The organism is Bacteroides faecium (assembly GCF_012113595.1).
GTDB lineage: Bacteria > Bacteroidota > Bacteroidia > Bacteroidales > Bacteroidaceae > Bacteroides > Bacteroides faecium.
On the sequence record NZ_CP050831.1, the window covers coordinates 784,554 to 805,139 of the forward strand.

Annotated in this window: 9 protein-coding genes; 8 read left to right on the plus strand and 1 reads right to left on the minus strand. The window is 44.9% G+C overall.

Annotated features, from left to right (window positions below):
- Positions 1-154 precede the first annotated feature (154 nt).
- The 7 genes from BacF7301_RS03065 (at position 155) to BacF7301_RS03095 (ending at position 13,857) form a co-directional block, all read left to right on the plus strand.
- Positions 155-3,328 carry a SusC/RagA family TonB-linked outer membrane protein gene (locus BacF7301_RS03065; protein WP_167960084.1) on the plus strand — a complete coding sequence of 1,058 codons (3,174 nt, stop codon included), beginning with the start codon at positions 155-157 and terminating at the stop codon, positions 3,326-3,328.
- Between the two features lie 12 nt (positions 3,329-3,340).
- Complete coding sequence (locus BacF7301_RS03070; RefSeq protein ID WP_167960086.1) at positions 3,341-5,098, plus strand: RagB/SusD family nutrient uptake outer membrane protein; 1,758 nt, start codon at positions 3,341-3,343, stop codon at positions 5,096-5,098.
- A 31-nt stretch (positions 5,099-5,129) separates the two neighbouring features.
- On the plus strand, positions 5,130-7,907 hold the full coding sequence (locus BacF7301_RS03075; RefSeq protein ID WP_167960088.1) for a SusC/RagA family TonB-linked outer membrane protein: 2,778 nt from the start codon (positions 5,130-5,132) through the stop codon (positions 7,905-7,907).
- A 19-nt stretch (positions 7,908-7,926) separates the two neighbouring features.
- On the plus strand, positions 7,927-9,645 hold the full coding sequence (locus BacF7301_RS03080; RefSeq protein WP_167960090.1) for a RagB/SusD family nutrient uptake outer membrane protein: 1,719 nt from the start codon (positions 7,927-7,929) through the stop codon (positions 9,643-9,645).
- A 32-nt stretch (positions 9,646-9,677) separates the two neighbouring features.
- Positions 9,678-11,162 (plus strand): BACON domain-containing protein, encoded by a 1,485-nt coding sequence (locus BacF7301_RS03085; RefSeq protein ID WP_167960092.1) that lies wholly within the window; start codon positions 9,678-9,680, stop codon positions 11,160-11,162.
- 21 nt (positions 11,163-11,183) lie between these two features.
- Positions 11,184-12,644, plus strand: coding sequence for a BACON domain-containing protein (locus BacF7301_RS03090; protein ID WP_167960094.1), 1,461 nt, complete (start codon positions 11,184-11,186; stop codon positions 12,642-12,644).
- A 91-nt stretch (positions 12,645-12,735) separates the two neighbouring features.
- A complete protein-coding gene (locus BacF7301_RS03095; protein ID WP_167960096.1) occupies positions 12,736-13,857 on the plus strand; it encodes a DUF4971 domain-containing protein in 1,122 nt (373 codons plus the stop codon).
- A gap of 123 nt (positions 13,858-13,980) precedes the next feature.
- Here the strand turns inward: BacF7301_RS03095 and BacF7301_RS03100 are convergent, their stop codons facing one another.
- On the minus strand, positions 13,981-17,922 hold the full coding sequence (locus BacF7301_RS03100) for a hybrid sensor histidine kinase/response regulator transcription factor (RefSeq protein WP_167960098.1): 3,942 nt from the start codon (positions 17,920-17,922) through the stop codon (positions 13,981-13,983).
- 279 nt (positions 17,923-18,201) lie between these two features.
- Between BacF7301_RS03100 and topA the strand changes: the two genes are divergently transcribed.
- On the plus strand, positions 18,202-20,547 hold the full coding sequence (gene topA, locus BacF7301_RS03105) for a type I DNA topoisomerase (protein ID WP_167960100.1): 2,346 nt from the start codon (positions 18,202-18,204) through the stop codon (positions 20,545-20,547).
- Positions 20,548-20,586: the final 39 nt, after the last annotated feature.

Sequence of the window (20,586 nt, forward strand, 5' to 3'; positions counted from 1 at the left end):
AATATTGCACATCCATTTTCCACTCCTCATCTAACTTTGCAGTATTGTTAAAAGCCAACAAATGCATCAAGTGTTGACCTTACTTTAAATCAAGCCGATTATTAACTTAACATATTATTAATCTTTCATTATTAACCTAATTAAATTAAACAGTATGAGAAACGCGCGTAATTTAAGATTCCGTTTTCTTATTATGTTTCTTTTGTTCATACCAATGATGTATGCCTTACCCCCAGAAGGCATTACTATCAAAGGTAGAGTAACAGATGAAACACTAAAAGAAGGCGTTCCCGGTGCTAATGTGACTGTAAAGGGCACAAGCATAGGAGCTATTACAGATTTCGACGGCAACTTTACAATCGTCGTCCCAAACAGAAAGTCGGTATTGAACATCTCTTTTATCGGGTATGTACCCCAAGAAATTGTAGTGGGAGACAGGACATTTATTACAGTCAGCCTGAAAGAAGACTCGCAAAACCTCGGTGAAGTAGAAGTGGTAGCCATCGCCTACGGTAATCAGGACAGGAGAATGCTTACGAGTGCTGTCTCCTCTATTGACAACAAGGAGTTGATTAAATCACCGGCAACAAGTATCACAAACATTCTTGCCGGTGCATTGCCGGGGGTATCTTCCGTACAGACTACCGGCCAACCGGGTAAGGACGCTGCCGCCATCTACGTACGGGGTGTCGGTTCACTGAACGACTCACAATCCAAACCCTTAGTTCTGGTAGATGGCGTAGAACGTGCCTTTTCGCAAATCGACCCCAATGAGGTGGAAACTATCTCCGTGCTGAAAGACGCCTCTTCTACAGCAGTATTTGGAGTAAGAGGTGCCAACGGTGTCATATTGATTACTACCCGTAGAGGGAAATCAGGAAAGACACAAATTTCCGCTAGCACCAAACTAGGCTTGCAACAGCCCATTTCCCTGGTAGAGCAGACAGGAAGTTACGAATTTGCCCGGTTCTGGAACATGAAGCAGGAAATGGATCATGTCACCAATCCCAAACTTTACTTTACTCCGGAACAGATAGAGGCCTATCGCACAGGCTCCGACCCTCTCATGTACCCTAATATGGACTGGAAGAAGTACATTTTTCATAACCTCTATCTCCAAAGTCAGAACAATGTCAATATTTCCGGTGGCAACGACAACGTGCGGTATTTCGTATCGGTAGGCTATACCTATCAGAACGGACTTCTGAAAGAACTTCCCGGACAGTTGTATGACAACAACTATCGCTACAACCGCTATAACTATCGTGCCAATATCGACGCAAACCTGACCAAGACCACTACCATGAAACTGGGTGTAGGCGGTGTGCTAGGCAAGATACAAGAACCACGCGACGTTCAGTCGGGTACGGGTAACGACCCCAATGCCTGGGTGATAGCGCAGATATGGTCGCATCCGTTTGCCGGACCGGGATTTATCAACGGAGTACGCACATTGGTTCCCGATGATCTGGTACCTTTGGGAGAAGTAATGCGCGATGGCATGTTCGTGTTCTATGGAAAAGGATACAACCAAACATATGACACAACGCTGAATATGGACCTGGACATCACGCAGAAATTGGATTTCGTCACTCCGGGACTGAGTGTTTCCGTAAAAGGAGCCTACGACAATCAGTTCAAATTATATAAGGAACGCGCCGGAGGAGCCATAGAATCACAGACGGTATACTATCAGTCTTACTTTGACTCAAACGGAAATATGCCACAAACCGACCCCGATTATGATAAGACACACATTTTTGTTCCTTCCGGCAGCGACACCCCGCTGACCTATTCGGAAAGTAGTGGACGTGCACAAAACTGGTACCTCGAAGGGCGTATCAACTACGACCGGACATTCGGTGACCATAAAGTATCCGGCCTCATCTTGTACAACCAATCCCGCAATTACTATCCGGACAGCTACACTTATCTGCCGCGCAACTATGTAGGACTGGTGGGACGTGCCACGTATGCTTATCAAAGCAAATATCTGTTCGATGTAAACGTAGGTTATAACGGTTCGGAAAACTTTGCTCCGGGCAGTACACGTTTCGGTATTTTCCCCTCATTCTCAGCCGGATGGATAGCCACAGCCGAGAAGTTCATGGAAAACCAGAAGGTAGTAGATTACTTGAAACTCAGAGCTTCCTGGGGACGTGTAGGTAACGACAAGGGCGTAGATTCCCGTTTTATGTATATGCCTGCCGTATGGGGCGGCTCCGGAAGTTATAGTTTTGGTACTAATAATCCCATATCCCAATCGGCATCTGCCATCTCAAGTATGGGTAATCCGGAAGTGACTTGGGAAACTGCGGAAAAACAGAATTACGGTATCGATGTTAAGTTCTTCAACAGCCGTTTGTCCGCCACTTTCGACTACTTTATCGAACACCGCACGGGTATTCTGATCTCTCCCGAGTCCACTCCAAGCATTATCGCAACCTCTCTTCCCAACCTTAATATAGGTAAGGTGAACAATCACGGTTACGAAATCTCCCTGGGCTGGCATGACAGGATAGGCAAGAATTTCAGCTATTACATAGACGGCAATGTCTCCTTTGCCCGCAACAAGATTCTCTATATGGACGAGGTGCCCAAGCAATTCGCCTATATGAACCAAACCGGCGGGTCTACCGGACGTTACAGTGGGTTGTATAACTTTGTCCGTCTCTATCAGTACAGCGACTTTACAACTAATGCTGGTGGTGAGCTGGTTCTGAATCCGGAGCTTCCACAACCTTCCGTAAAGGTATATCCGGGTGATGCCATGTATGCCGACCTGAACGGTGACCATGTCGTAGACGGTAATGACAAATGCGTGACCGGCTTTGCCACTCGTCCGGAATATGTGTTCGGCATGAACATGGGTTTCAATTGGAAAGGCTTTGACCTCTCCATGCAGTGGGTAGGCTCCAAGAATGTCAACAGAATGTATGAAATCGAATACCGCATCCCGTATACCAACGCCGGGAAACGCGGCCTGCTGACCTACTTTTATGATGGTTGCTGGACAGAGGAGAACCAACAGGGTGCTGTTTATCCGCGTGCATCGGAAACTTCGGAAAGTTGGAACTCCGAACCCTCTACCCTTTGGCTGGCAGACGCTTCTTATCTCCGTCTGAAAAGTCTGAGCCTCAGCTACACGCTCACCGGAAAGAAATTCCTGAAGAAACTGGGACTTACTTCGCTCGGATTCAACTTCAGCGGCTATAACCTGCTGACTTTCTCACCGCTCAAATACCTTGACCCGGAAAGCAACCCCGACAACTATGGAGAGTATCCGCTGATTAAGGTGTACAGTTTTGGTTTAAATCTTAACTTCTAAAAGAACAACTTTATGAATAGTATACTAAAAGGATTCATGGCACTAGGATGCCTGCTGATGGCTTCTTCCTGCTCTGAAATCAGCTTCGGGGATAAATTTCTGAGCAACCAGCCCGAAAGTTCCGGAGCCACCACCGAAGAAATGTTCTCTTCGAAAATAAACGCAGAAAAGGTACTGACGAAAGCATACACCGGATTGCCTTACGGATTGCCCAGTACTTCCGACTGGAAGTTGGGCGTAAACATTCTCGAATCCCTTACCGACTTATGTTACAGCTTCCGTGACAACATCAATGACGGTCCTCTGAAACTCTATTATAACGGAGCGCTCAGTCCCACCAATGTTCCCCGAAGTGCCGCATACCGTTACGGAAGCAAAGCAGACTGGACTGCTATCCGCTACGCCTGGTGCTATATTGAGAACGTAAGGAACGTACCTGACATGTCGGATAGTGAGAAGAGCCAACGTATCGCTGAAGCGAAAACCGTAATAGCCCTTTGCTACTTCGAGATGCTTCGCTACGTAGGTGGCGTGACATGGATAGACCACTATGTGGATGTTAACGAAGAAATGAACTTTCCCCGCATCACATTCGCACAAACCGTGGAGAAGATTGTAGCTTTGCTCGACGAGGTCATCAATTCTAACTTAAAATGGAAACAGGATGATGCGGATGACGGACGTATGACCAAGGCAGGAGCCATGGCACTGAAATTCAAAGTGCTGCAATGGGCTGCCAGCCCCACGTTCAACTCAGACAAAAAATGGCATCCCCAAGCGGACGAATATACCTGCTACGGCAACTATAGCATCCAGCGTTGGGAAACTGCAAAAGCAGCAGGCGAGGCTTTCTTTGCGGAAGTGCAAAGACAAGGCGGATACTCGCTGATCCAGCCGGGGGAAGAGACGCACCGGGCAAGACGCCTTGCCTATCGCCGGGCATACTACAATCGCGGCGGTACGGAAATACTGATCTCCACCCGTCATGGATATGATGCCAACACTATTTGGGAGTATATCGACAGCCGCCCCTGGGGTTACCTTCCCACATTAAACTATGTCGATATGTTCTCTTGGGCGGACGGAACCGATTTCCCGAAAGACTTCGACTGGCAGTCTCCTTCCCGTCAACCTTTCTTTACCGTAGGTGATATGGAACCTACCCGCGACCCGCGTCTGTATGAAAATGTGGCTTGTCCCGGAGACACCTATTGTGATGGAACAGTCGCTCCCGTCCATCTCAACCATCCCAATTACAAAGCCGGCAGCGGATTCATGACCATGAAGTTCATCCTGCAAGAGAACAGTGACCGTGAAGGACCGATACAGTGGCCTCACACCCGTCTGCCGGAAATCATGTTGGGATATGCGGAAGTGCTCAATGAAGTGAACAAGCGCCCGAACGATGAAGCCTACAAGATGGTAAATGACGTGAGGAAGAGAGTAGGCCTATCCGAACTTCCCAAAAACATGAATCACGATGAGTTCCTGGAAGCCGTACTGAGAGAAAGAGCGTTAGAACTGGGATTTGAAGAGGTACGTTGGTTCGACCTTGTTCGCAGAGGTCGTGAAAACGATTTCAAGAAACAACTGTACGGACTGAGAAGCAGGGGTAACGACCAGCACAATCCTACAGCGTTCACTTTTGAGAAAGTAGAACTGAACGACCGTTATTGGGCGGACAATTGGGATACCAAGTGGTATCTGGCTCCAATACCTCAAGAGGAAATCAACAAAAGATATGGAATGACCCAGAATCCGGGTTGGTAAATTGATATGCAAACTTATATTCTATTGAACAATGAATAAAATAAACTATATATTAACCACTCTGCTCCTGGGAGGTTCGGTAGCTCTACATGCGCAGACACCGGCAGCGGCCTCGGATATGCAACTGGCTGATACCCTGAACATAGGATACCGGATGAACGTATCTTCCCGAACCAGTAGTTATTCTGTCAGCGGAGTCAATGCTTCTGCTTTCGAAAAGTCTCCGCACATAGACATCAGCAAAGCACTGTATGGAAAAGTGGCAGGACTGAACGTATATCAGGGTACAGGCTCGTCAGCCGACAACGTTTCTTCTCTCTCCATACACGGCCATGCTCCGTTGGTACTAATCGACGGTTTTCCCCGCGACATTACCGACATCAGTTCTATGGAAATCGAATCGTGCTATGTGTTAAAGGATGCCGCTGCTGCTGCCCTCTATGGTATGCGCGGTGCAAACGGTGTAATACTGATTACGACCAAACGCGGCACAAGCAACGGACTAAAAGTGAAAGTAGACTATAACTTCGGTGTCAACACCCAGTTCCGTTCTCCGGACTTTGCAGATGCCTATACATATGCAAACGCTATCAACAACGCACTGAGTGGAGATGGTCTGTCCGCACGCTACAACACCCAGGAACTGGATGCTTTCCGCACAGGTATCTATCCGTATGACTATCCGAACGTAGACTGGTGGAACGAAACGTTGAACAAAACCGGATTTACACACAACCTAAAAATGGCATTCAGCGGAGGTAGCGAAAAGTTCCGTTTCTATACGGTAGTAGATTACTATCGTGACCGTTCGATGCTGAAGAAAAATACGGAAGACACACGTTATGACACCACCCCCACAGATACACGCTTGACTGTACGTACCAATCTGGACGTGAACGTGACTAAAAGTACTTATCTGAAACTCGGAATCGCAGGGAAATTGAAAGAGCTCCGGGGAACCCGTTACGGGCGCAACGCCATTTTCAATGACATTTACGGCATTCCTTCGGCGGCATTCCCCATCCGTCATGAAAACGGCATCTTTGGAGGAAGTTCAGTCTACGGAGACAAAAACCCGGTTGCCCTGCTGAAACATTACGGACATATCCGTAATGTCTACGGAAGCCTGCTCGCGGACTTGAGCGTCCGCCAGGAACTGGATATGCTGACCAAGGGATTAGCACTTGAAGCGGCCATATCTTTTGATAACATCGGCGGAATGTACGAAACCAGCAGCAAAGGTTACCGATATATGAATACCGGAGCCAGCATTGCCGATGACGGCACATTGATAACGACACCGACTATTTGGGGCACTGACTCCGAAACCCTAGGACACAGCCAGCCTTTTGAAAAGTTGTTGTTCAGAAGTAACTTCCAGGCAAAAGCGGACTATAACCGTATCTTTGACAAACACCGGATAGGAGGAGCATTGATTTACGACATGCAGTCAGTAAATAGAAACGGCAGAAACAATTCACAAAAGAACCTGTCGGTTTTAGTGAATGCCACTTATACTTACGACGACCGTTATACACTCAATGCCGTATTCAACCGTTCCGGCTCGGCTTACTTGCCGGATGGAGACAAATTCACGAACTATCCTGCCGTATCTGCTGCCTGGATCGTATCCAACGAAGCATTCATGGAGAAAATAACTCCGATTAATCTCTTCAAGATTCGTGCTTCCTATGGTCTATCCGGTTGGGATGGAAATCTGAGCCACGAATTATGGCGCCAGTCATACGGTTACGCTGCCGGTTATAACTTCGGTGAGAATGCCGGAAGCGTTTCAGGTGGTAGTGAAGGTAATTTACCGGTAGTCGGACTAGTAGCGGAAAAATCCCAAAAAGCAACTTTCGGGTTTGACCTTTCCGCTTTCAACAACCGGTTGGGCGCCACTGTGGAAGGTTTCTACGAAAAACGTTCGGACATACTTGTGTCCGGTGCCAACTCCACGTCCGGCATCATCGGTGTCACAGTGGGGCAAGTGAACGAAGGAATCTATAAATACAAAGGATTTGATGCCTCTTTGAACTGGAACGACAAAGCCGGTGATTTCCATTACAGCATCGGAGCAACCATGTCATACTTGAACTCGGAAGTAGTCAATGTAAACCAAGCCTATCAAGAGTACGATTACCTGTACACCAAAGGCAACCGTGTGGGACAAATGTACGGTCTGGAAGCGATAGGATTCTTCAACAGCCAGCAGGAAATCAACAATAGTCCGCAGCAAACATTCTCAGATATCGCTCCCGGTGACGTGAAATATAAAGACCAGAACGGTGATAACCGCATTGACGAAAAAGATGTGGTAAAAATGTTCGGCTCCTCACTTCCGCGTTTCTACTTCGGGTTCAATCTGAATTTATCTTATAAAAGATTCGAACTCTCCGCCGACTTCCAGGGAATGACAGGCGTAACGGTCTCCCTACTTGACAGCCCGCTTTACCGCCCGCTTGTGGACAACGGAAACATCTCGAACACTTTCCTGAACGAGGAAGTTTGCTGGACACCGGAGAACAAAGCCATAGCTACTATGCCAAGACTGACTACACAGGAAAACCGGAACAACTACCGTGCCAGTTCATTGTGGTACCGAGATGGTTCGTTCCTGAAGTTACGCAACCTGCTGATAGCTTATACGTTCCCGAAATCTCAGACCCGCTTTGCCGATTTACGAGTATTCGTGCAGGGCACTAACCTGTTCTCGCTAGATAACATCCATTTTGCCGACCCGGAACAGCTTGGTATCGCTTATCCGTCGACAAGAAGTTATTGGGCGGGTGTGAAACTTAATTTTTAATGTAAAGTAAATGAACATTATGAAAACCAAATACATCATCTTAACCATTTTGTCTTCGCTGATCTTTGCTTCGTGCAATTATCTCGACTTTGATGAAACAGATGGTTTGAAGACAAAAGAAGACATGTATAAGTATTTCGGCACAAGCAAAGATATGCTGTCTCACGTATACTCATACATGCCGCAAGGATATACGTTTTTTGCTACCGAAGGAATCTTTTCCGAAGAGAGTTATTCCATGCGCGACTGTGCCTCAGACGACGGTGAGTTCGGAGCTTACGCCGCCAACATCCAAAACGCGAACAACGGCAATTGGTCACCTATCAAAACGTATGACGACGCTTGGACGCTCTATCGTGGCATCCGTGCCGCCAATAGTTTTCTCACAGAGATTGCACAAGTAGACTTTACACGTTATGAACACAGCGGCGGACAGTATCAGAACTGGATGAAACAATTGAGATACTTCCCTTTTGAAGCCAGAGTATTGCGTGCACACTACTTCTTTGAACTGGCACGTCGCTATGGGGACATCGCCATGCCACTGGAAGTGCTTACAGAAGAAGAGGCGAACACGATTGGCAAAACACCGTTTGCTGAAGTGGTTAAATTCATTGCCAGCGAATGCGATGAAGCTGCCAATAACCTACCGGATGATTATGTAGATGAACCGGGAGCAGAAATCGGCAGGGTAACCAAAGGTTTTGCGATGGCAGTAAAATCAAAAGCATTGTTGTACGCAGCCAGTCGCTTACATAATCCATCTATGGATACCGAGTTGTGGAAGCAATCCGCCAAAGCATCACTGGATATCATCAATACAAGACTTTACTCTCTTGACGGTCAAGAAAGCGCCAATAACTTTCAATCAAAAGAGGTCGTACTGATGAGACTCAATACCGAAACGACGGACTTCGAGAGATATAATTTTCCTCTCCGTTTCACCTACGGAGCACGGACATCTATGATTGCTTACAGCAACTTCCCATCGCAGAATCTGGTGGACGCCTTTGAAACCGCCAACGGTTACAAAGTGACACTGGAAAACACCGGCTGGGCTTGCGATGACCCTGACTTCAATCCGCAAGCTCCTTATGAGAACCGTGACAAACGCTTTTATCGCACGATTCTTGCCAATGGGATGACATTTAAGGAAAGTACGATAGAAACTTTCAAAGGGGGTATCGATGACGGTATTGTGTCGGAAGGCGGTTCGCCCACCGGTTATTTCCTGCGCCGGTATATCCAGGAAGGTACCAGTTTTGAACCGGGCAAGGAGTCGGCCAACAAACACCATTGGGCAATCTACCGTTATGCGGAAACCTTGCTCACCTATGCAGAATCTATGGTTAACGCATTCAATGATGTCGACTATACCGATGAAACTTATACATATTCAGCATTGTGGGCTATCAACGAAGTAAGAAAGAATGCCGATATGCCGCTGCTCACCTCTATGGGAAAAGATGAGTTCATGGAGCGTCTGTATAACGAATGGCGTGTAGAGTTTGCTTTCGAGGATCACCGTTTTTGGGATATACGCAGATGGAAGATTGCTGATACTACCCAACGCGAACTGTACGGAGTAAAGATTGAGAAACGACAGAACGGTACGCTGAATTTTTATAAAAACCTTTATGAAAGCCGTACGTGGAGAGACTGTATGTATCTCTATCCGATACCTCAAAGCGAATTATATAAGAATACAAACTTGAGTCCTCAAAACACAGGATGGTAATTTATTGTCTAATCCAATATAAACTAAGATATATGAAAAAGTTATATAACAACACATTATTGCAACTGATTTTTGCATTGTGCACATTCAGTCTTGTAGCATGTCAGGAGTTCGATATCGACTCACAGCCGGAAGGCCCTCTCAACATCCAGATAGATGCTCTGGAGTCTTACACTGCTTTGGCTACTTCCCCAAGTAACATCGTTTTTAATATCAGTTCCAACACACCATGGACTATTGAAAGTGACCAACAGTGGTGCAAGCCTACTCCCTCTATGAGTGCGGCAAGTTCACTGGTTTCGGAGATTGTAGTAACGCTTGAAAATAATATAGGAAAGCAAAAGCGTACAGCCCGGCTGACTATCAAGGCGGAAGGCATCGAAGGAACTAAGGTGGTGAATATCGAACAGGCTTCGAAAGAAGATTTGGTGGTAATTCGTCCTACGGATATCGTTCCTACCGAAGGAGGCATGATTTCATTCAATATTATCTCCAACAAGCCATGGGAAATCATTACCACTACACAATTCCTCGAGAATATCGATAAAATGTCCGGTACGGGAAATGAGAACGGTGAAAAAGAGACTATCACCATTATTGTACCCCAAAATACAGGAGCGATAAGAAGTGCAGAAATGACCGTAAAAACTGCTTTCCAAGAGGAGACGTTTACTATTACGCAAGACGGTATTGTGATTGAGACCAAAAATGAAGAAGATGCCGTTAACACTATGAGCGGAGAAGGTGAAGAGAAAACCATAGAAATCAACTCTAGTGTAGAATGGAAAATAGAAATTCCGGCTGAATACAAAGAATGGCTGAGTGCAGAAGCAGACGGTAATCAGTTAAAACTTTCCACTACGTTTAACAACTTATTCGTCCCGCGTACCGGACACATCCTGTTGTATCCTAAGATGAATGTTCCGGGATTTGAAGGTGTACCTATTGAAGTGACACAACCCAGAAATATGTCTCTAAACAGAGGAGAGGAGACGGTTGATCCGGTGACAGGATATGCCACTATCCAAAGTACAGGTTCATCCAGATATGTAAATAATTTCGGACTTAGGAAAGGAAAAATCACCTGGGAATTTGACAAGATAGATATGCCGGACAGTAATTCCGCGTTTGATATGAACGGAGATACATGGTCGTTCGGTGACGGAACTAGTTACATCCACGCTTGGTTAAGGCCAGAATCTGCAAATCAAGCTTCTGAATTGTGGGCACAATGGGATTGGACAGATTCTGCTTTCAGACTGGAAAATTTTGGTCTAAGTATGAGTGATGTTAAATCAGTTGCCATAGAAGCCAAGGATGATCCGGAGAATGAAGGAAAAATATGCATTGTAATGTATGTCAATGGTAAAGAGGTAACACGTCATAGAGGAAAGCCTGACTATTATTCGGAGAATCCATCATTTGGCGGACATCAGTTCTATTTTGGATTTGAGATGGAAGCAGACCAAGTTTGTACGATGACATTCAAGTCTATCAACTTTGAATCCTATGAATAACACTAAAAACATAAAGTGAATATGAAATCAATTATACATAAAACAATATATCAGGCCTTACTTCTTTTAGCATTGCCTGCAACAGGTTTCCTATTGCAGAGCTGCGAAGAGGAAAAAGCAGAGAAGTGGGTAGACCTGCGCTATAGAGTAGAAGACTCTTACGTGGTTGAAGCCTCCAATCCGAAGCCGTTCTCTTTCGAGGTCAAGTCCACAGACCCATGGGAAGTCTTCGGGAAATATGATTGGTATACCCTCTCACCTGCAACAGGTGAAGCGGGTAAGACTTATACGGTAACTGTTACCTGCAAAGAGAATACCGCATTGGATGACCGCACAGACACTATTCACATCAAAAGCGACTATTGGACAGGCAAGCGCTTTGTGCTCACTCAGAAAGGTACAGCCTATCTGAATCTAGAAGGCGTGGAAATGATTAACCAAGAGGGCGACGCTATGACATTCAACGTACTCAGTAACCAAAAGTGGAGTGCCGAAGTGACAGAAGGCGACATCTGGCTCTCTGTCCGAGGTAGCAACGGAAAAATTGAAGGTGAGCAAAACGGACAGATTACAGTAGAAGCAACTCCCAACACAGGTGAAATGAGAACGGGTGTAGTAACCATCTACGACCGCCACGGAAAAGTTGCCACGGAAGTGCGATGTACACAAGACGGTGTGTTGCTGACACCGGAAACACCTGAGAACGGCAAATGGTTTGCCATTTACGAGCAGGAACAGGAATTACGGATTTCCGTAGAGTCCAATGCGGAATGGACTGTCTATAAAGAGAATGAGCTGGATGACACATGGTACGACTTCGAGAAAACGTCCTTCTCCGGTTCCGAAGAGTTGGTAATCAAAGTATCCGAACATACAGGCTCCAGCGTCCGTACAGGGACAATTATACTGGCAACCAAAGCCGCGGAAGGCGCTACCCCGCTGACCAAGACTGTGAGGTTCAAGCAGGCGAATCCCAAACGTCCTGAAGTACATGGCATGGACGTAACATTAGGCACTCAATACGGTCCCGGCAGCTTGATGCCCGGACGCTACAACTTCTATTTCGAACCTTTCAATGCCAACTTCGAACTCTTCTTCATGTGGGGAGATGTGGAACTCCGTTTCCATGTCACCGACAACACCACCCTCCTGAGTACAAGACCTTGGTGTAGCGATGTGTTCGACGACAGATCTGATTGCCGCCACACTGTAGATTCCAGTCAACCCAATGTGCTGTCGTTTGAACTCCAGGAGAGTGTGACACCTACCGGCAGTTGGCTCTACACAGAGTGGATACTGAACGATAAGATAATCGCCAAAGCAACCAGCGACGGCGTGAGCGATGCGGACGGTACGAGTGACACGTGGAAAGTGCCATTCTCGCAACTCAGTTCCGGCGGAAGCTTCCTTGTCAGAGCAACAAGCGGCAGTCTCGTATTTACCAAATGGGAATACGTAGCTCCATTAAACTGGGGAGACTGATCCTTTCTTTAGCCCAAAAGCGCTTGTCCGCCTGACAACTATTCGGGCAAGCGCTTATAAAACTCATAATACATAAAACAAAAAAAAGAGTATGATGAAAAAAAAAATATTATTTATACTGAGCTTGGCATTCATCGGCATCTCCTGCTTTGCATGTCTGGACGATGATACAAAGTATGTCACCCAAAAGAAAACTAATTATCCGCTTACGGCTTTTGCCGTAGGAGTGAATAACGTACAAACGGGCACCACTTCCTATTATCATGGTAAAATAGACCAGACCACCCACAGGATAGAAATCGGAACCCTCGAGAATGCGAATGTCATCACCGACGTAGATTATACACTTATGGACGGAGCTACCATTTCACCGGATCCTGCCACTTTTATACAGAACTGGCAGAAAGAGCAGAAGGTGACTGTCACCACCGCAGATAATCAATCGACGACTTACACCATCGCATTACCGAAGTATGACGAAACATTGAGAGACATTATCTTTATAGACGATTTCAACGTGAACGGCATTCCTAACCCCGACAGTTGGGTACTCTGTCAAAGGTCAACATCGGACTGGTGCGACGAAATGTCCGAAAGCTACGACCAAGCGTATGTAGAAGACGGCAAACTGATACTAAAGGCAGAAAAAATAGGCAATGAATATCGTGCCGGTGGCATCGAGTCAATGGGTAAGGTCGACTTCACTTTCGGACGTGTTGAAGTTAGGGCAAGAATCCCCAATCATCCGGACGGAGCTTTCCCCGCTATCTGGTTAATGCCTCAGAAATCTGCCCCCTTATACAGCAGTTGGCCGAATGGCGGTGAGATTGACATTATGGAGCACATTCGGCAAGAGGACGTGATTTATCAGACTGTGCATACCCACTATACCTACGATTTGAACATCAAAGACCCTATCAACTCGACATCGGTAACTTGCAACTACGAGGACTGGAATATCTACGCCGTTGAATGGACAGAAAATAAAATTACATTCTTTGTCAACGACCAGGAAACTTTTTCTTATGAGAACCTCAAACTGACAAATGAAGAAGAAATGAAGCAGTGGCCTTTCACTAAAGATTCTTCTTTCTACATCATCCTGAACATGGGACTCGGAGGAAAAGCAGACTCATGGGCAGGTCCTATTGATGATACTAACCTACCTGCCATCATGGAAGTGGATTGGGTAAAGGTTAGCAAATTAAACTAATAGTTTTTAGAATTAAGGTAAAACCAAGTTTTTAGGAACTTCTTTATGAAAGAGGAATGGAAGCATAAACATACTTTATGACTTTCATTCCTCTAATTGTTACAATCAGCACTCTAGTATTAATCACGAACCGGTGTCGCCTCCCACCTTATCCTGTTTCCGGTAAGCAGAAGGAATCTCTCCTTTTATAGATTTGAATACCTTGCTGAAATAGCGTAAGGAGGAAAAGCCCACTACTTCAGAAATCTCAGTAATATTCATAGTGGTGGTTGTAAGTAACACGACAGACCGTTCAATACGCTGCTTATTCACATAGTCTATAATCCCCATACCCGTGATAGTTTTCACTTTATTGAACAACAATGAGCGACTGATGCACATATTAGTAGCCAAAAATGCGACATCCAGTTCCGGATTGCTCATGTTGTCCGCAATCAGCGTGTTCAGTTTCAGTAGGAAAGCCTCATCAGCATTACTGAAACTCATATCCTTATGCGTCAACAGTTTGTCGTCCTTGTAGCGTGCCCTGATCTGTTCACGCTGCCGCAGTTGGTTATGAATCAGTGCCAGCAAACTATCTATCTCAAAAGGCTTCGGAAAAAAAACGTCCGCCCCAGTCTTATAACCGGTGTACATATTTTGTGAATTATGATAGGCAGTTAATAATATGAATGGAATATGACTGATTTTCAAATTAGTCTTCACTTCCTTACATAGTTCAAACCCATTCATCCGAGGCATCATGACATCACTGATGATAATGTCCGGCAATCGGTCTTTGATTTGCTCCAACCCTTCTTTGCCATCCTTAGCAACGTATACACGAGCAAAGTAATTACCCAGCGTTTCTTTCAAATAATTTCGTAATTCGGAAGTATCTTCTACCACCATCACCGAATATTTTTTTAAGAAAGTATAATCAATCTTGTCCTGCTCATTCACTTCCACTCCTGTAGACGTATCTGCCTGCAACAGTTCTTGCCGCCCGTATGTATCCGCCAATAACGGTAACTCAAAATAGAACACCGCCCCTTTCCCATCTGTATTCGAAGCACCCACTTTTCCCTTATGATGGGCAATAAGGCTCTTCGCATAAGAAAGACCGATACCACTTCCTCCCTTCTCGTGTATCCCTTGATAGAAACTTGAGAAAAGAGAATCTGTATCCACCATATTCAGCCCCATTCCTTCGTCCTTGACAGAAATCCGCACTCGTCCTTCTCTCTCCAACAAACAGGTAATCAGCATTGTAGTAGTCTCCGGTTCACTGAACTTAAGTGCATTCATCAAAAAGTTAGAAAGAACGAACTCACACTTATTCTTATCAAAAGGAACCTTTCCTATCCGTTCATCCAGTTCATATTCCAGGCGGATACCCTTCACACGATATTCATCGGCAAATTTATCTCCGACAGACCGTACCCACTCATTCAGAGAATAGGGCAGGATATGCAACATATCTTTTCCCTCTTCCAGTTTCCGCACGTCAAGCACCATGTCGATAATGTTCTTCATTTGGTGTGCTTGCTTATAAATCGGAACCAATAACTTTTCTACCTCACGGTCACTACCTGGCTCATGATTAATAATGCGCTTCAACGGTGCACAAATCAGCGTGAGAGGTGTACGAAGTTCATGACTAATGTTTGTCAAGAAATTAATTTTCTCTTCATACATTTTGTTTTTCAGACGCAGAATTTCCCGTTTCTGTTTGGCTTTCTTTTTCCGGTAAAAATAGAAAGTAATTCCGTAAACTATTACCCCCATCAATATACACAGCCCTGCATAAAACCATCCGCGCTTCCACCAAGGGGGAACAACCACAACATGAAGAACCGGCTGCTTCACACTCCATCCCCCATTACGGGTATAATAAGAAGCAGTAATTGTATACTCCCCTATGGGGAGATGATTAATAACCAAAGAGTTTGAATTGGAATTAGCCAAGTCCTGCCCGATTTCTTCTATATTAAAGCGGAAAAAGTTTTTACGAAACACATCTTCCTCGTTCAACAGAACTTTCAGTTGTAAGGACGAGAAATTCCATGGAACACGAATCGTTTCAAAAGTTTTCTCCCGCTTTTCGGATAATGGAACCGGCAGTCCATTCAGCAGTACATCCAATAATTCAACGGTATGTTCTCCTTCCGTATCTAAATGAAAAGCAGAATTTATCACTGTCATCCCCATAGTACCACCTAAAAAAACATCTCCGTTATGAGCAAGGAGAGTAGCCTGAAAAAGATATTCATTAGGCAAAACTCCATCTACTTCGTCCAACGTAACAAAGTTCCCGGTAAGAGAAGAATACACAAACAAATATCGCCTCGTTCCTACCCATACCCGATGCTGACTATCAGTCACCACAGAAGATACTTCTTGAAACAGACTTGTCTTGATCAATTCACTCTCTCCTGTTCGTGGGTCACAACGTACCAGCCCCTCAGTAGATGCCAACCAAAAAATGCCATCTTCGTCACGCGATGCATCATTAATAATATATTTTCCCCGAAAAATCGTTTTGAAAACCCCTTCCGAAGAATCGTATTCACAAATGTTCTTCAAATCAACAAGATAGGTTTTCGTACCCACCGTTGCTATAATCAATGGGGAGTTTCGTTCGTATTCGCTCCCCATAGTGGCGACAATATCAAATTCACGGCGACTAATATCGTATACAAAAATATGTTGCCCACTGAAAAGAATCTTATCCGACGTTATCCGCCGGATATTGACAGAAAAACCATCAATACATTCACGGTCATTTGTCTCCTTATCAACCAAAATGAAAGGACGTATCCGCCCCGTCAATTTATGAAAAATAAAGAGTCCTTCGTTGAAAGAGGAAAATAACAGTTCATCAGGAGTATACTCGACAATAGCAACCACTTTCTTGTACATAGTAGAGGGATAATGCTTAAAAGTCCCTGTCGGTGGATCAAACCGATTGATTCCACCACCATCAGTCCCTACCCAGACCTTCCCGTCAGTATCTTGAAAGAAACTATTAATGGTCTGATTACTCAACCCATACAAATTGCCGAAAGGAACATTCCGATAAGAGCAGGCAAATACATTCCTTATGCCAATCAATCCCCTACGAATACTCCCCGCCCACATATTATTGGCAGGATCCAGATAAAGCCGATAGATGGTATTGGCAGGAAACGAATGGACATCATCCTGTTTCTGCTGAATGTCAGTAAACGAAAAATCATCCAAAGAGATGATACTAATTCCTCCACCATCGGTTGCCACCCAAAGTTGATTATCTTTTTCCACGATGTCGTGAACAACATCATATGTCAGCAACGAATTGGATGTTGTAAAATGTTTTAAAAGTTTGCCCTCTTGATAACAATACAGCCCACTTCCATAAACGCCTACCCACAGCCGCCTATGAGAATCTAAGAAAAGAGCAGTATAGCTCTTCGCGGTAAAAGTTTCTATTTTCTTTAACTCATGGGTTTTAATATTGAAAGAATATATGCCATTCCAACATGAATTGAGCAACACATGTTCGTCATCATAACGCACCATCTCCCAAAAAGGGACATAATAAGCAGGATCTTTTGCATAATATAAAGGTTCAAGTTTATTAGTGACATAATCATATTTATAAATATCACCTGAACCGCCCAACAAGACACCTCCTTCTACCAATAAACAGGAAGCAACATAAATCGGTTTGCCATTATTTGACAAAGTTTTAAAATTATCATTTTCTCTATTGTAAAGACAAATACCAACTGTTGTAGCTACCCACAAATTACATAAAGAATCTTCTGCTATAAAAATTATATTATCTGAAGGTAAGGTATTTTCATCTCCTGGCCGATGCAAATAATGTTTCAAATGATCACGATCGTAACAATTCAAGCCAGACTCCGTACCAATCCACAAATAGCCTCTATAATCATTCAGGATACATTGTACCCTTGACTGCGAAAGTCCTTCTTTAATTCCAAGCTGTTTATAATAATAGTAAGGTGACTGGCTTCGAAGGGAATGCACCATTCCGATAAAGAAGAACATTAAACATATTTTCAACAGAATCCTATTCATATTTAGTATGATATATAATATGAAATGTAAATATAAGCAATTCTATTTTAATAAAACTGTTTCATATCAAATTCTCACCACAATAGAGAACTTTTCTATTTCGGTGTCCATCTCCTCTACCCTGAAAAGGAAAAATCACAGTTACAACTAAATTATATCGAACTGAGGTTATTTTACTAAAAAATATTAGATTCTCCTTATATTATAAGGTAGGGAGAATCTTTTTTTCTACTTTTGTCTCCGAATATTGTGGTACAAGCCATTATAAAAGAAAGAATTATGCAGAAAAACCTTGTCATTGTCGAGTCTCCGGCAAAAGCAAAAACGATTGAAAAGTTTCTTGGGAAAGATTTCAAGGTCCTTTCAAGTTACGGACACATACGCGACCTGAAGAAGAAAGACTTCAGCATCGACGTAGAGAAGAATTTTAAGCCCAACTACGAAATCCCGGCAGACAAAAAGGCTTTGGTCAGCACACTGAAAGCAGAAGCGAAAGAAGCGGAAACCGTATGGCTCGCATCCGATGAGGACCGCGAGGGAGAGGCTATCGCCTGGCATCTGTATGAGGTCTTAAAACTAAAACCGGAAAACACAAAACGAATCGTATTCCATGAAATTACGAAGAGCGCTATCTTAAAAGCGATTGAACAACCACGCGATATAGACATCAACCTCGTGAATGCACAGCAGGCACGGCGTATCCTGGACCGCATTGTGGGTTTCGAACTGTCTCCCGTACTCTGGAGAAAAGTGAAACCGGCTCTTTCGGCAGGACGCGTACAGTCGGTTGCCGTCCGCCTGATAGTTGAGCGCGAACGCGAAATCCATGCTTTCAAATCGGAAGCGGCTTATCGTGTGACCGCCGTTTTCCTCGTGCCCGACACGGACGGAAAACTGGTGGAGATGAAAGCCGAACTGGCTCGCCGCATCAAAACTAAAAAAGAAGCAAAGGCTTTCCTCGAAGTTTGCCAGGGAGCTAATTTTGCTATCGAAGATATTACCACCCGTCCGGTGAAGAAAACGCCTCCTGCACCGTTCACGACTTCTACGTTGCAACAGGAAGCCGCCCGTAAACTGGGATATACCGTAGCACAGACCATGATGATTGCGCAACGCCTGTACGAATCGGGATTCATCACTTATATGCGTACGGACTCTGTCAACCTCTCGGAATTCGCAACGATAGGCAGCAAGGACGCCATCGTCAAGATGATGGGCGAACGTTATGTGCATCCCCGCCACTTTGAAACAAAGACCAAAGGCGCACAGGAAGCGCATGAGGCTATCCGTCCGACGTATATGGAAAACCAATCCGTAGAAGGCTCGGCACAGGAGAAGAAACTGTACGAACTGATTTGGAAACGTACTATCGCCTCACAGATGGCAGACGCGGAACTGGAAAAGACAACCGCAACCATCACGATAAGCGGCAGCAGCGATGTATTCACCGCTATCGGTGAAGTGATTAAGTTCGACGGATTCCTGCATGTTTACCGCGAATCTTATGACGACGACAGCGAGCAGGAAGATGAAAGCCGCCTGCTGCCTCCTTTGAAGAAGGGGCAGAAACTGGAACACGGTCCTATCACCGCCACCGAACGTTTCACTCAACGCCCGCCACGCTATACGGAAGCCAGCCTTGTACGCAAGTTGGAAGAACTGGGTATCGGACGTCCGTCTACGTATGCGCCTACTATTTCTACTATCCAGCAACGCGAGTATGTAGAAAAGGGAAACAAGGACGGGGAAGAACGCAACTTTAATGTGATGACTCTGAAAGACAATCAGATTAAAGACGAGAATCATTCCGAAATTACCGGTGCGGAAAAATCCAAGTTATTCCCCACGGATACGGGTACGGTGGTGAACGACTTCCTGACCGAATACTTCCCGGATATTCTGGACTTCAACTTTACGGCAAGTGTGGAAAAGGACTTCGACGAGATTGCGGAAGGCGGAGTGCAATGGACTTCCATCATGAAGACTTTCTATGATAAATTCCATCCGTCGGTAGAAAACACATTGGCTATCAAGACAGAACATAAGATAGGGGAACGCATGTTGGGAGAAGACCCGGAAAGCGGCAAGCCTGTTTCGGTGAAAATCGGGCGCTTCGGTCCTATGGCACAAATCGGCACGGCAGAAGATGAAGAGAAGCCACGGTTTGCCCAATTGAAGAAAGGACAGTCCATAGAAACGATCACCCTGGAAGAAGTTCTTGAATTATTCAAGCTCCCCCGCACGCTGGGCGAGTATGAAGGAAAGACGGTCAGTGTAGGTATCGGTCGTTTCGGTCCTTACATTTTGCATAATAAGGTATATGTATCTTTGCCGAAGACAATAGATCCGATGAAAATCAATCTCGAAGAGGCGGAACTGCTGATTTTGGAAAAACGTAAGAAAGAAGCCGAACGCCACATCAAGAAGTTTGAGGAAGAACCGGAACTGGAAATTCTGAATGGCCGTTTCGGACCCTATATTACTTATAAAGGTAACAACTATAAGATTCCTAAAGATATCGTCCCGCAGGATTTGAGTTTGCAGAGTTGCATGGAGCTAATCAAGATACAAGACGAAAAAGGAGCTACTTCTGCACCAAAAAAGAAGTTTGCTAAAAAGAAGTAAATACTTGTTTGGCTAATGCCAAACTTCTCCATATATTTG

Bases quoted from the DNA above. Each gene is read 5' to 3' on its own strand.
- BacF7301_RS03100 (WP_167960098.1), bottom strand. From the start codon at position 17,922: ATGAATAGGATTCTGTTGAAAATATGTTTAATGTTCTTCTTTATCGGA.
- BacF7301_RS03090 (WP_167960094.1), top strand. From the start codon at position 11,184: ATGAAATCAATTATACATAAAACAATATATCAGGCCTTACTTCTTTTA.
- topA (WP_167960100.1), top strand. From the start codon at position 18,202: ATGCAGAAAAACCTTGTCATTGTCGAGTCTCCGGCAAAAGCAAAAACG.
- BacF7301_RS03075 (WP_167960088.1), top strand. From the start codon at position 5,130: ATGAATAAAATAAACTATATATTAACCACTCTGCTCCTGGGAGGTTCG.
- BacF7301_RS03080 (WP_167960090.1), top strand. From the start codon at position 7,927: ATGAAAACCAAATACATCATCTTAACCATTTTGTCTTCGCTGATCTTT.
- BacF7301_RS03095 (WP_167960096.1), top strand. From the start codon at position 12,736: ATGATGAAAAAAAAAATATTATTTATACTGAGCTTGGCATTCATCGGC.
- BacF7301_RS03085 (WP_167960092.1), top strand. From the start codon at position 9,678: ATGAAAAAGTTATATAACAACACATTATTGCAACTGATTTTTGCATTG.
- BacF7301_RS03065 (WP_167960084.1), top strand. From the start codon at position 155: ATGAGAAACGCGCGTAATTTAAGATTCCGTTTTCTTATTATGTTTCTT.
- BacF7301_RS03070 (WP_167960086.1), top strand. From the start codon at position 3,341: ATGAATAGTATACTAAAAGGATTCATGGCACTAGGATGCCTGCTGATG.